The following is a 12857-nucleotide window of genomic DNA, read 5'->3' as shown; positions in this document are numbered from 1 at the left end:
CCCAATACATTTGTATTGGGATTATCTCTACTTAAATTATTAGAATGAAAAGAAAATATGTGACTTTCCATGGTTCCCTTCAGCTGCTCTAACAAGAGTGCCTTTAGGATGATAATGGTCAAAATAGTGTATAAGATATAGCTCTTTATCACCATGTGCCTGAGGACCTACAGGTACTCCCCATTCTTTAGCTAGATTAAATGCTAAAATTTGATTCTTTGCCCAAACGTCATTGCCATTACCGACTCTGTTTTTAGCTGTAGCAACACTTATTGGGTTGCCTATAGTTACCGTTCTTCCAAAAGGAGTACTTTCAATAAACGCCTCATAGTATTCTGGAGCTTTATTTTTAAGAGAGCTTTGTATTTCAGCAGCAATTACACCAGATGCTGTAACTGCTCCAATTCTCGCCAACTGTTCAGCAAGTGTTTTACCTAAAACTTGAGCTAGTTTCCCTAATACTTGAGGAAGTTGTGCTTCTGCCCTGCTATCATCTATCATGATTTGTTCATTAGTAGCTTGATTTACTAGGGTTGCTGTTACCAAAAACTCATTTTCAATCTGAACTAACTTGTTTATTTCCATACTATAATTGTTTACAATCTGTTGCTTGCTATTTGAGTCTATCAACCCTCTTAAAAAGCTGACAACACTATTATCTGCATGTTCAATTGTTTGCAAAGTAATATCTTCTGTACTTTTATCAAGAGTTAAATAGGCTTCATCACCTTCATACTCAGCCTTGAGTATAACTTTGCTCTCATCATTTTGTACTGTTTGAACATTATAAGGATCGTTACTATTATTTTCAATGTTAGGCTCTGCAAACACAGAACCACCAATCATGGTAAAGACTAATGCCAAACTCATAATTAAAGAAATACTTTTTTTCAAGAGTTGCTTCATTCGGTATAACCTCCACATTTATCTTTATTAAAACTGCACAAAACCATTACCATAAACCTCATCATACCCTTTTGAACCTAAATCTTTTGAAATGCTCTTAAGATCATAGACTACAGCTTGATATAAGGAATGAACATTCACATATTTATTATTTTCTAACAATAAAGCTATAGCTCCAGAAATATGTGGTGTGGCTATTGAGGTTCCACTAATAATAGTATACCCACCGTCATTAGATGTGGAAACCACATTAACGCCAGGTGCACTAAAATCTACTTTTCCGCGACCAGACATTTTATCAATATTTAAATCTTCATCAATTGAAACAACAGAAATAACACCATCATATGCAGCCGGGAAACCAATATCTCCACCCAAGGAATTAGTTGCAGAGGCAACAATTATAATTCCTTTTTCTACTGCTCTTTTTATCGCTGATTTAAAAAGTTGGTTATCTTCCTTTATTGAGAAACTCATATTGATGATTTGAATATCATTGTTAATGCACCACTCTATGCCCTTCACTAAATCATCAACTTCTCCATATCCATTCTGATCAAGAACTTTAACAGGATATATTTCAGCTTTAGGTGCAACGCCAATTACTCCATAATCATTATTAACTGCACCAATAACTCCAATGACCAGAGTACCATGGCCATAATCATCAAGTGGAGGTTGAGTGCTATCAATTATATTTATTCCCTCTTTTAAGTTGTCACGAAGGTCAGGATGGTTAAGTGCAACACCACTATCCATAACCGCGACCCTAATTTTTTCACCATATACACCATTTTTCCACATATTATTTGAACCAATATGTAAAACCCCCCAAGGAGTTGTTTGATGATCCTTTAGTCTATCAAGATCAACAGGAGTGTTAGGAGAACTTGTCCTAATAAATAAAATATATATAATTAATAAACACAAAAAAAATACAGCTAAAAAAATACAGAATATCCGTTTCATTATCGCCCCCCTAAAATATCCCTTTTATGCGCATAAAAATGATTCTAATTTTAATTATTAATTATGTCAACCATAATATGTATAAATATTATAATAAATCTGATAATCCACTATATTTTTAAAAAAAAATATATCCCCTGTGGCTAATCAGTATTTTTGGTTTTTAGCATCTATTGTAGTAGATAAGCGATTAGTGATGAAGTTGTTGATTATTTACTGACATTTAAAAAATGAACACTTCGACACGATTACTAGATTAGTTTAAAATTAGTATCTATTATTTTGTAATATATATTTTAGAATTTAACATAAAACATAGAGGGTTATCTCTTATCTTATATTGATTTTATGTATGTAGGTCACTTTTAACCGCTATAAATAATAAGAGCATCAATTAAGCCACTTGTAGGTTAATTGATGCTCTTATTGTACTTACAAGAAATTAAATCAAACTGACCTAATAGCGTGATTACTATACTAAAGCAATATTAGTTTTACCAGTTCATGCCGTTATCCTTGGCGATCGGCTCTTCCTTCACCAAGGTGTAGAGGCTGCTCGCCTCATCCTTTTTGGTACTCTCGGCAATTCGTTCCACCTTCACGGTAACCAGTTTCTGACCGAATTGAACCGTCAGCTCATCGCCTACTTTGACATTGGCGCTGGGCTTCGCTTCACGTCCGTTCACCAGAACACGTCCCTGTTCAGAGACGTCCTTGGCTACAGTGCGGCGTTTGATTAGCCGGGAGACCTTCAGGAATTTATCAAGACGCATTATTTTACGGCTTCTTTAAGTTTGTTGCCTGCTTTGAATGCAGGAACAGTGGACTCAGGAATCACGATTTCATTCCCTGTTTGTGGGTTACGTCCGGTACGACCGGAACGTTTGCGGGTCTCAAAAGTGCCAAAGCCGATCAATTGTACTTTGTCTCCGCTGGCAAGTGCATCTGTAATTTCTCCCAAAAAGCCGTTCAATACGGACTCAACGTCTTTTTTAGTCAAACCACTTTTGGTTGAAATGTTGTTAATCAGATCTGTTTTGTTCATTTTTAAAAGCCTCCCAAATTGAAAAAAAAGTATCTGCGATCCCTGACAATACATTGATTGCCGCTGATTCGCGTTAGGTCACTACACATGTATTCTGGCTTGGCATCTGAAATCCTGCCTTGGTCCGCGACTTTTTTTAGCTTTTTGTCGATGGTCCGCAGGGAACAGTCTAAGACCAGTACCCGAAACCATCTGTCGCTAAACACCAACCCCAATTAATTCAGATGAACACATGTTCGTATATCATAACACACTGCATAGCATGATGGAATAAGGCTAATCGGTATTTTCCAGAAAATTGAACCCGTTATAACCCTGCCTTCTTCGCATCCTGCCAGAATTGCTCCATCTCTTCTACATTGCTATCTGCTGGTGTTTTCCCCTGTTCACGAAGACGGTCCTCAATGTACTGGAAACGCCCAATGAATTTGCGGTTCGTCGCAGCAAGTGCCTCTTCCGGGTCCGTATCGATGAATCTTGCAACGTTCGCGGCTGCGAATAACAAGTCACCCAGTTCGAGCTTCCGTTCTTCTGCAGACTGGCCTTGTTGCACCGCTTCTTTCAACTCTGCCAGTTCTTCCTCGATCTTGGCAAACACACCTTCAACATCATCCCAGTCAAAGCCAACTTTGGCTGCTTTCTTCTGTAACTTGTATCCCTTCATCAACGCAGGCAAGTCACGCGGTATGCCATCCAGCACGGAAACCTTCTGTTGATCCTGGCCTTTGCGCTTCTTCTCCTCTGCTTTCATCTGTTCCCAGTTCTGAAGAGCTTCATTCGCATCTGCTGCCTGATGTTCGCCAAAAACATGTGGATGACGGAAGATCAGCTTATCATTCAACCCTTCGATGACATCATACACATTAAATGTGCCCACTTCTTCTTCCATCTGGGAATGCAATAAAATCTGTAGCAACAGATCACCCAGCTCTTCTTTCATATGGTCAGGGTCATCCTCATCGATTGTCTCAATGACTTCATACGTCTCTTCAATCAGGTTTTTGCGAATGGACTGATGCGTCTGCTCCTGATCCCATGGACAGCCCCCCGGGCTGCGAAGAATATTGACGATCTCATGCAAACGTGCGAAGGATCGGCGACGCAGGGCATCATCCGTGTTCTTCGGTACATAGATCAGTGACAGATTGCCGTACCCTTCGATCCGATCCAGTTCGTGTAGCGGAATCTTGTGAATAACCTCCTGGCCCTGTACACCCAACGCATGACCCACAAATACCGGATAATCATCCGGGTAAACTTCCATCAGGCAGAGTTTCACATCTGAAGCCGTGAACACATCGTAGACTTGTCCGATCAACGTATGTAGCTGTGGTTGTACCAGTTCCATGTTCAGGCTGCTGGCATCCAGGAGTTGAAAGCCTTCAATCGGGTCGAATCCAAGCCGTATAAAGGCTTCGTCCAGGAAGCTCTCTCCGCCCATAACACGTAGTGAAATGCCCATTTGCGGGCAGCGTTCTTTGAGCAGGCGTACACTTGCTTCTGCCACCATCGGATGACCCGGTACGGCATACACAATCTCCGTTCCAGCCTCACCCTTGCGAGCGGCCTCGATCAATTGGTTCGCAATCTCATCATACACCTCGGGGAAAGAGGACTTTGCCTCATAGATGGCATCAAATGAGGTCATCTCCAGTCCCTCTTGCTTCAGATCATTCAATACGGGATGATCCAGGGTACGTACATACAGCGTAGCTGCATGTTTCATTTTTTTGATAATACCTACGGTCAGTTGGTCTGCATCTCCGGATCCAAGACCTACTACGGTTAAAGCTGCACTCATTACGTAAACCTCCATCCGAACCATCCTGCCCAGCCTCACTCATTCAGCGTGTCTGAACAGGACTAATTACACGTATTATACCAGAATCATTCGATATCCTATAATTGCATATTGGCTGTGCGGATGCAGAAGCACCGCGAGCATGAAGTTAGCGCAGCACACGCAGTCTGCGCAGCAGCTTGGCTAGGCGTGGCCCCAACTTGGGCACAGCCGCCAGCTCTGCAGCGGTCAGCAGCCCCGTCCGGGCCGCCGCCAGCAAGAACACGGCCGAGCCTGCGGCAATGCCCAGCAGGCTCACGCCCATCGCGGCCAGCCTGCGGTCGGCCGCGACACCCATGCCGCCGAGTACCGCTTCGGTGGCCCAGGCCATGCCTACCGCCGCCAGACTCATGGCGGCGATCACCAGCGCCGGCTTCGCCAGGACGGCGCCAGGGGCAGGGCGCAGGGCGACAAGTCGCGCCAGCAGCGTCACATTCAGGCCAGCCGCCAGCATGTAGGCGACTGCGCCTGCCAGGGCCGCGCCGCTGATGCCCAGCGCCGGCACAAGCATAACGTTCAGCAGCGCCTTGACGCCTGCGGCGGCCAGCATGCTGAACGCGGGTGCGCGCACGGCGCCGAGGCCTTGCAGCAGCGCCGCCGCAATAATGCTGACGGTGCTGCCCGCAGCCGTCAGCGCCATGTACCGCAGTGCTTCGGTGCCTGCGGCATCTCCGTACAGCATGCGGTTAATCGGCTCCGCCAGCACCGCGAGACCCGCGGATGCCGCCAGGCCGATCAACCAGAACCAGCGCAGCGCGAGGCCTGCTTGCTGCCGGACAGCTTCTGGCCCGCCCTTTAACCGGGCTTCCGCCATCGCCGGAATAAACAGCACAGACAGTGACGTAGCCAACATCGTCACCAGTTGAACCAACGGCAATCCGCGGTTGTAGATGCCGAAGGAAACCATCGACTGGAGTTCATCCAATCCTTCTCCCCGCAGAAGCCGTGGCACAGTGAAGGTGTCCACCAGATTCATCAGCGGTACGGCCAGCGATCCGAGACAGACGGGAATGGCGTACATGAGCAGCGTCTTGATCCACTCCCCATTGGACGGTGACCGGTCTGCCAGAGCGGGGCTAATGGCACTCACCGTTTTCTTCTGTGGCGTAACCGGCCTATGCTCCTGATGCTCTTGACGCTCATGACGATCTGATCCAACCTCTCTGCCGGTACTGCTCCTTCTCAAATCCAATAATCCGGGCCCCACTTCCCTGCCTTTCCGCCGATGACGGACCATGTACCCTAACATCGTTAACAGCCCGACCAATCCGCCGGCAACGGAGCCCATCATGGCTCCAGCGGCAATCGTCTCAAGCGAAGCGTCCCGTCTCATCAACCACAGAAGCAGAACAATCATGACGGTGACACGTATCGTCTGCTCCACCACTTGTGATACTGCTGTTGGGACCATCTGCTGTAACCCCTGAAAATATCCACGCAGTCCGGTCATCACCGGAACGAACAACAACGCCCATGAAGCTGCACGAATCGATGGAACCACATGGCGATTGCCAATCATGTCAGCGATCAGCGGCGCACCTGCATACATCAAGAGCGCCATAATAAGTCCAATTCCCCCAAGCAACACAGAAGATAACCGGATAATCCTTCTGCTCTCTTCCGGTCTTCCAAGTGCATTCTGCTCTGCTACGAATTTGGATACGGCCAGAGGTAGCCCGGCAGCAGCAAGCGTAACAATGAGCATATATAACGGATATACCGTATTGTAAATGCCAAAAACACCGTCTCCCCCCAGATTCTGCAACGGAATCTTTTGAAAAGCACCAATGATTTTGGAGATAATGGCGGCAAGCCCAAGAACAAATGCACCCTGTAGCAGCCTTGAGCCTGTAGACGGCTGTTTCATAAGTCCCTCCTGCATAATCCTTTTAAGCATACCTTGTTATTATACCTGCCTGAAGGCATACAGACTAACTCTGCACCATGACACCCGTCTGGATCAACTCCTTTCCCTTAAAACGCAAAAACTCCCGCATGCCCAAATCAGGGCATCAGGAGTTGATTTGCTATCTATTGTTCCATTTGCTTGCCAAGGAAACCAGCAGCGGTCTCGGACATCTTCACTTCCATCTGAGACATCTTCACCGATTCATCCTTATTGAACAGGATAACTGTTCCGATGGGGTCACCACCTGAAATAATCGGCGCAATAACAAATGATGATAACGTCTCGTCATGATCTTTGCTAAGCTCATAGGAACCGTTGTTTGTTTCCAAAATGGTCTTTCTGTTTTCCATACAGCCCTCTAACAGTTGACCTACCTGCTTGTCCAGATACTCTTTCTTGGAGCCCCCTGCCACCGTGATAATGGTATCCCGGTCGGAGATCATGGTTACATGACCTGTACTCTCATACAGGGATTCTGCATATTCTTTGGCAAAATCACCAAGTTCGCCAATTGGCGAATATTTTTTAAGAATAACTTCTCCATCACGATCCACGAAAATTTCCAGTGGATCACCTTCACGAATACGTAACGTACGGCGAATTTCTTTTGGAATGACCACACGACCAAGGTCATCTATACGGCGGACAATACCAGTAGCTTTCATTTCACATGTTGCCCCACTTTCTCGAGAAGATTTTTCAACTACTGTTCCTTAATGGGTAGAGGAAAGTCCCAGAACGTTTAGTGTGATATCTTGACCATAGTATTCATCTGTTCCCATTTCCTTATACATGCTTTGGAGAATATAGTTGTGTAACTTTTGAAGAAGGCGACCATATACCCATACGCCTTGTATATAGACAGGAAGAAGCAAGAAGGAGGTCCTAAGTCCTCCCCTTGCTTCTCTGTATGGTTGTCCATATTTACGTAGTACAAGGCATTCATTCGGGCAAATTTAACCCTGAACGTGTGCTAACAGCCATGTTTATTCGCTTATTTACTGCTTGTACCTTCATCTGTCTTTGCATCTTTATCTGTTCCAGTCGTACCTTGGTCAGTCTTGGTATCTGTGCCTGTGGAGTCATCCGTTTTTGGTTCGGTTGTTTTCTCTCCTTCAGTTCCTGTACCCGTTGTACCCTCAGTCGTACCCTCAGTTGTGCCTTCTTCAGCTTTTTCTGTTTTTGGCAGTTTGACTTCTTTTACGATTTTGTCCAATTCATTTTGCATGAACGTATCGATCTCAGCAGCTGCCAATTGGCTCTTCAGACTTTCTTTTTGCTCAGCTGTCAATTTGGTGAAGTCCGCTTCAGTACGAGCTTCCACTTTCATGATGTGGTAACCATACTCTGTCTCCACCGGATCACTGATTTTGTTCAGTGGCAATGTTTTGGCAGCTTCCTTGAATGCCTCTACCCAAGTGGATACCGGTGTATTTTCATACAGTCCACCATCAGGTACCGACTTAGTATCGTCAGAGTACTCCTTCACCACTCCAGCAAAGTCCGCTCCACCATCCAACTTGGCTTTTACTTCTTTTGCAATTTTCAGTGCATCTTCTTTTTTACGCTCTTTTTGTGTTTTGGAATCTGTAAATCCAATCAACACGTGGCGAACGGAAGCTGTTGTGAACTGATCTTTGTTTTTCTCAAACTCAGCCTTGATTGCATCGTCCGTAACGCCTGTTTCTTTGTCTTTAATCACTGTCATGATTCGAGTCATATAGTCTTTAATGTTATCGTCTGTCAAATTCTGAGCTTTGAGCATTTCTGTCCATTGATCTGCCTGAACAGAAGCTTTCATTTTATCGAATTGCTCGGTTGCCGCTTTGGAACCTGCTGTTTTGGCTTCCTCACTTGCTTTGCCACTCAGATATTCATAAGCAACTTCCTGTTTCACCAAATACTCTTTGAAATCGTCCATATCCATCATTTGTGCATACTCCGGATAGAGGAATTTCATGACACGTTGCTCCATGTCGAATTCATTGGCTGTAATGGTACCACCTTCATACGTTGCGACTACAGCACTCGTATCCGTCGATTCAGGTGTTTTTGCTTCTTCCTTCTTGCCACATGCAGCAAGCAGTGATAAGGAAAGTACTGCAACCATACTCACTGACAGTACTTTTCCTACTTTTTTATACTTTGGTAACATCTTTTAGTTCCCCCTTTGATTTAAAAGCCGTCTTCATGGATTCCAGAATTTTCTCTACCAGCTCCATCAGTTGCTTATCCCCAAGCCCCTTGCCTTTAGCGTGAATCAGCATATGGGGTCCTTGTTCAAATTGTACACGTCTTTCGAACTGATTTCCAATGTGCGCGATTTTCGAGAGTTCAAAGGCATGTTCACGCCCTTCATAAAACTTCACGGTAATGTCCTCACCACGTTGGGAAATGGACTCAATACCGTAAATTTTGCCGTATACTTTCATCCGCGCAACAGCCAGCAAGTTAATGACGGCTTCCGGAAGATCACCGAACCGGTCAACCAATTCGTCTTCCAACTCCATCGCATCGTCAAAGGATGCAATGACCGCCACTTTTTTGTAGATCTCAATCTTCTGAATACTGTCATAAATATAATCGGACGGCAAGTAGGCATCGATACTGAGATCCAGCGTTGTGTTCCACTGGTCGGAAGGTACCGGCTCTTCGCCAAGCATCGTAACTTTGCGTTTGTTGATCTCCTCTGCAAGCATCTGAGAATACAGATCGAACCCGACGGAAGCGATGAATCCATGTTGCTCTGCGCCTAGCAGATTTCCTGCACCACGGATCGACAAGTCACGCATGGCAATTTTGAATCCTGAACCCAGTTCGGTAAATTCTTTGATGGATTGCAGACGCTTCTCAGCAACTTCTGTAAGCACTTTATCCCGTTGGTACGTAAAATAGGCATACGCAATACGGTTGGAACGACCCACACGTCCGCGCAGCTGATACAGCTGGGAGAGCCCCATTTTATCCGCATCATGTACGATTAGTGTATTTACGTTCGGAATATCTACCCCGGTCTCGATGATGCTTGTGCTCACAAGCACGTCATATTCGCCATCCAGGAAGTCCAGAATCGTTTTCTCCAGCTCTGTTTCCGACATCTGACCATGTCCCACACCAACCTTGGCTTCAGGCACAAGTTCAGAAATTTCGGCAGCCATCTCCTGAATTCCCTGAACACGGTTGTAGAGGTAATACACTTGCCCGCCACGAGCAAGCTCACGTTCAATGGCTTCACGAACAAGCGCCTGGCTGTGTTCAACCACATAGGTCTGTACCGGGAAACGATTCTCTGGCGGAGTCTCAATAACGGACAGATCACGCACACCCAGCATGGACATATGAAGCGTACGCGGAATCGGGGTTGCCGTTAGCGTCAGCACGTCCACATTGGTTTTCAGCTTCTTCAGTTTCTCCTTATGGGTTACTCCGAAGCGCTGTTCTTCATCAACAATGAGCAGTCCCAGGTCCTTGAACACCAGATCCTGCGACAACAATCGATGCGTTCCGATGACAATATCTACTGTGCCTGCTTTGATGCCTTTGGCAGTTTCATTCTGCTCTTTACGGGAGCGGAACCGGCTAAGCACATGAATGTTGAACGGATAACCGGAGAACCGCTCACGGAACGTCTCAAAATGCTGCTGTGCCAGAATCGTTGTCGGAACGAGTACAGCCACCTGTTTGCCTTCAATAGCTGCTTTGAATGCAGCCCGAATAGCCACCTCGGTTTTTCCGTAACCCACATCCCCACACAATAAACGGTCCATTGGACGGTTTTGTTCCATGTCCTTCTTGATTTCTTCGATCGCACGCACCTGATCACGTGTCTCATCGTAAGGGAACATGTCCTCAAACTCCTGCTGTTCTGCAGAATCCTTGTCGAATCCAAATCCTTTGGAGGTCTGACGCTCTGCATACAGCTTGATCAGATCATCAGCAATATCCTGTACGGATGTGCGGACTTTATTTTTAACCCGTGTCCACTCATTGCCGCCCAGCTTGTATATTTTCGGTTCTTTTTCTTCGGAACCCACATATTTCTGAATCAGATCGATCTGCTCAATAGGTACAGACAGTTTGTCTCCACCGGCATAGAGAATATGCATGTAGTCCTTATGAATACCGCCAACCTCGAGGGTGCCGATCCCAAGGTACTTACCAATCCCGTGGTTCTGGTGAACGACATAATCGCCCACTTTTAGCTCGCTGTAGGATTTGATTCGTTCCGCGTTATCTACATTCCGAATCGGTTTGCGTACTTTACGCTGTTTTTGCGAGAACATCTCGCCCTCGGTCACGACAGCCAAATGAATGGACGGCATTTCAAATCCCGTTTGCAAGTTACCGATCATCATCTCTGGCTCTGGAATATCATAGTCCATCAATACCCGGCGCATTCGGTCGAGTCGTTCCTCACCGTTCGCCAGCATGAGCACTTGAACTCCGGCCTTATGCCAGCGCTCCATCTCTGCCTTCAGTACGTTCATCTGTCCATGGAAATCCTGCATGCCACGACTGATGAAGTTCAGAATGTTCTGTGGTTGGGTGTGTGGAACTTGGCGCAAAAAGATCGACATAAACAGCGTCTGGAATGGACGCTCATACAAGAGTTCATCACCGTCTGCGGATAATGGAAGATCCGGAAGTGTTTTTCCGTTTTGCATCAAATGCAGGTTCCACTCCGATTCATCACGGTCCAGCTGTTTTGATGTCTCTGATAGTCTGGCAGGCTCATCAAGGACCAGCAGGGTATCTTCTGGCATATAGTCGTAAATCGTTTTGTTCTCCGGATAGAGCGGAGAAATATATTTATACATTTCGGAGAAATACACGTGCTCCCGCAAAAGCTCGATCTCCCGGTGAATTTCTTCACGAAGGCGCAGCTTCGCCTGCCGGTCCGTCATTTTCTCCAGCTGTTGCTCCAGCAAAAGAGCAGCCGCATCGGCAGCCTTTTCCATCCGTTCACGATCTGCAATTAACTCCTTGCATGGCAAAACCGTAATCTCTTCAATTCGTTCAATCGAACGCTGATCGGCTGGGTCAAATGTCCGAATGGAATCGATTTCGTCATCAAATAACTCCACTCGATATGCGATCGATGAAGTAACCGGATAGAAATCGATAATACCTCCGCGTACACTCATCTCACCACGAGATTCCACGCGCTCCACACGCTCATATCCGAGCTTTACCATCTCCAGCAGGAAAGAGTCCAGTTGAAGTGTGTTGCCCTGTTTAATTAAAATTCGAGCATTGGCCATCACTTCCGGAAGCGGAACATAACGTCTTACCCCTGAAAATGGAATAACAACAACGCCCCTGAATCCCTGGGCGCAGCGGACCAACACATCAATACGCTGACCCAATGTTTCCGGGCTGGAAACAGCAGCTTCAGCAGCGACAAGTTCGTTGGCAGGATAGATCAACACCTGAGCTGGTGAAAGCGCTTCCTGTAAATCTTCTGCAATTTTTTGAGCTGAAAACATATTGTGCGTTACTACGAGCAATGGTCGGTTCATTTCCTGATGCAGAGCTGCCAGCATAATCTGACGCGCCGAGCCGGATAGACCCGAAACCAATTGTTCCTTCATGCCGGACTTGATTCCGGCTGTAATGGACCCGAAGTCCGGATCTTTGGAAAAAGCCTGTATAAGTGCTTGTAACAAAAGGGGCACCTCTCTTATAACTTACTTGATTATCTCACGCATACGCGTAATATCACTAATAAAATGGATACAAATTCCTTTTTGTCCTGTTTCATCATAAAGGATTACTCGCAACATTGCCACATCTGTTGATGTGGCGGGACCTGGTGTGGAGATAGCAGTGTATTTCATGCCAACTGAAAAGAAGCCTCAGCAGGCTGCCAAGGCTATAAAAGGTGGAGCGTTATTACGCAACCGCCCTCAACTGTCATTCGATCCTGTACGGGCGATGTCTACTGAAGCGGACTCGCGAGCAGGCTAAGCTCTGGATTGTGCTCCAGGGCTTCCTTACAGTAATCACATGTAATCCGAACGGTAATGTCACCACCGGAATTATACGCTATTATATCCCTCCGCTCGTCGGGGGTCAAGAAATGAAAGCCGAGCTCTGCTTCCGTTATCCGGGCAGAATCGATTCGTCCGATAAAGGTACGGCAATGCCTACATACGTAATTCACTGACATGTTTATGCCTCCTGAACAT

Annotated in this window: 10 protein-coding genes; all 10 read right to left on the bottom strand. The window is 46.1% G+C overall.

The genetic code is table 11. The annotated features are described in order from the left end of the window. Window positions 1-39: 39 nt before the first annotated feature. The 10 genes from MKY85_RS00265 to MKY85_RS00220 all read right to left on the bottom strand — a co-directional run bounded on the left by MKY85_RS00265 (window position 40) and on the right by MKY85_RS00220 (window position 12838). On the bottom strand, window positions 40-906 hold the full coding sequence (locus tag MKY85_RS00265; RefSeq protein ID WP_342571531.1) for a hypothetical protein: 867 nt from the start codon (window positions 904-906) through the stop codon (window positions 40-42). 27 nt (window positions 907-933) lie between these two features. Then, entirely contained in the window at window positions 934-1875 is a 942-nt protein-coding gene (locus MKY85_RS00260) for a S8 family peptidase (protein WP_342571530.1), read from the bottom strand. Between the two features lie 494 nt (window positions 1876-2369). Beyond that, window positions 2370-2648, bottom strand: a complete 279-nt coding sequence (locus MKY85_RS00255) for an RNA-binding S4 domain-containing protein (RefSeq protein ID WP_124118808.1) — start codon at window positions 2646-2648, stop codon at window positions 2370-2372. Further along, a complete protein-coding gene (locus MKY85_RS00250; protein WP_017691362.1) occupies window positions 2648-2920 on the bottom strand; it encodes an HU family DNA-binding protein in 273 nt (90 codons plus the stop codon). The genes MKY85_RS00255 and MKY85_RS00250 overlap by 1 nt, the downstream gene beginning before the upstream one ends. Window positions 2921-3227: 307 nt before the next feature. Then, on the bottom strand, window positions 3228-4721 hold the full coding sequence (gene mazG / locus MKY85_RS00245; protein WP_342571529.1) for a nucleoside triphosphate pyrophosphohydrolase: 1494 nt from the start codon (window positions 4719-4721) through the stop codon (window positions 3228-3230). Window positions 4722-4869: 148 nt separating this feature from the next. Next, on the bottom strand, window positions 4870-6627 hold the full coding sequence (locus MKY85_RS00240) for a polysaccharide biosynthesis protein (RefSeq protein ID WP_342571528.1): 1758 nt from the start codon (window positions 6625-6627) through the stop codon (window positions 4870-4872). Window positions 6628-6791: 164 nt separating this feature from the next. Beyond that, entirely contained in the window at window positions 6792-7334 is a 543-nt protein-coding gene (gene spoVT, locus MKY85_RS00235) for a stage V sporulation protein T (protein ID WP_036606123.1), read from the bottom strand. Between the two features lie 329 nt (window positions 7335-7663). After that, window positions 7664-8824 carry a peptidylprolyl isomerase gene (locus MKY85_RS00230; protein WP_339238929.1) on the bottom strand — a complete coding sequence of 387 codons (1161 nt, stop codon included), beginning with the start codon at window positions 8822-8824 and terminating at the stop codon, window positions 7664-7666. Beyond that, window positions 8808-12335 (bottom strand): transcription-repair coupling factor, encoded by a 3528-nt coding sequence (gene mfd, locus MKY85_RS00225; protein WP_342571527.1) that lies wholly within the window; start codon window positions 12333-12335, stop codon window positions 8808-8810. The genes MKY85_RS00230 and mfd overlap by 17 nt, the downstream gene beginning before the upstream one ends. Before the next feature lie 272 nt (window positions 12336-12607). Continuing rightward, window positions 12608-12838: an anti-sigma-F factor Fin family protein gene (locus MKY85_RS00220; RefSeq protein WP_253428884.1), complete on the bottom strand. Its 231-nt coding sequence runs from the start codon at window positions 12836-12838 to the stop codon at window positions 12608-12610. Window positions 12839-12857 lie beyond the last annotated feature (19 nt).

The organism is Paenibacillus sp. FSL R5-0749 (genome assembly GCF_038595085.1).
GTDB lineage: Bacteria > Bacillota > Bacilli > Paenibacillales > Paenibacillaceae > Paenibacillus.
The sequence above is the reverse complement of the archived record's forward strand: the minus strand, read 5'-3'. Positions and strand labels throughout refer to the sequence as shown.

Excerpts from the sequence above, each read along its gene's own strand:
- MKY85_RS00265 (WP_342571531.1), bottom strand. The coding sequence starts at position 906 with ATGAAGCAACTCTTGAAAAAAAGTATTTCTTTAATTATGAGTTTGGCA.
- MKY85_RS00260 (WP_342571530.1), bottom strand. The coding sequence starts at position 1,875 with ATGAAACGGATATTCTGTATTTTTTTAGCTGTATTTTTTTTGTGTTTA.
- MKY85_RS00255 (WP_124118808.1), bottom strand. The coding sequence starts at position 2,648 with ATGCGTCTTGATAAATTCCTGAAGGTCTCCCGGCTAATCAAACGCCGC.
- MKY85_RS00250 (WP_017691362.1), bottom strand. The coding sequence starts at position 2,920 with ATGAACAAAACAGATCTGATTAACAACATTTCAACCAAAAGTGGTTTG.
- mazG (WP_342571529.1), bottom strand. The coding sequence starts at position 4,721 with ATGAGTGCAGCTTTAACCGTAGTAGGTCTTGGATCCGGAGATGCAGAC.
- MKY85_RS00240 (WP_342571528.1), bottom strand. The coding sequence starts at position 6,627 with ATGAAACAGCCGTCTACAGGCTCAAGGCTGCTACAGGGTGCATTTGTT.
- spoVT (WP_036606123.1), bottom strand. The coding sequence starts at position 7,334 with ATGAAAGCTACTGGTATTGTCCGCCGTATAGATGACCTTGGTCGTGTG.
- MKY85_RS00230 (WP_339238929.1), bottom strand. The coding sequence starts at position 8,824 with ATGTTACCAAAGTATAAAAAAGTAGGAAAAGTACTGTCAGTGAGTATG.
- MKY85_RS00220 (WP_253428884.1), bottom strand. The coding sequence starts at position 12,838 with ATGTCAGTGAATTACGTATGTAGGCATTGCCGTACCTTTATCGGACGA.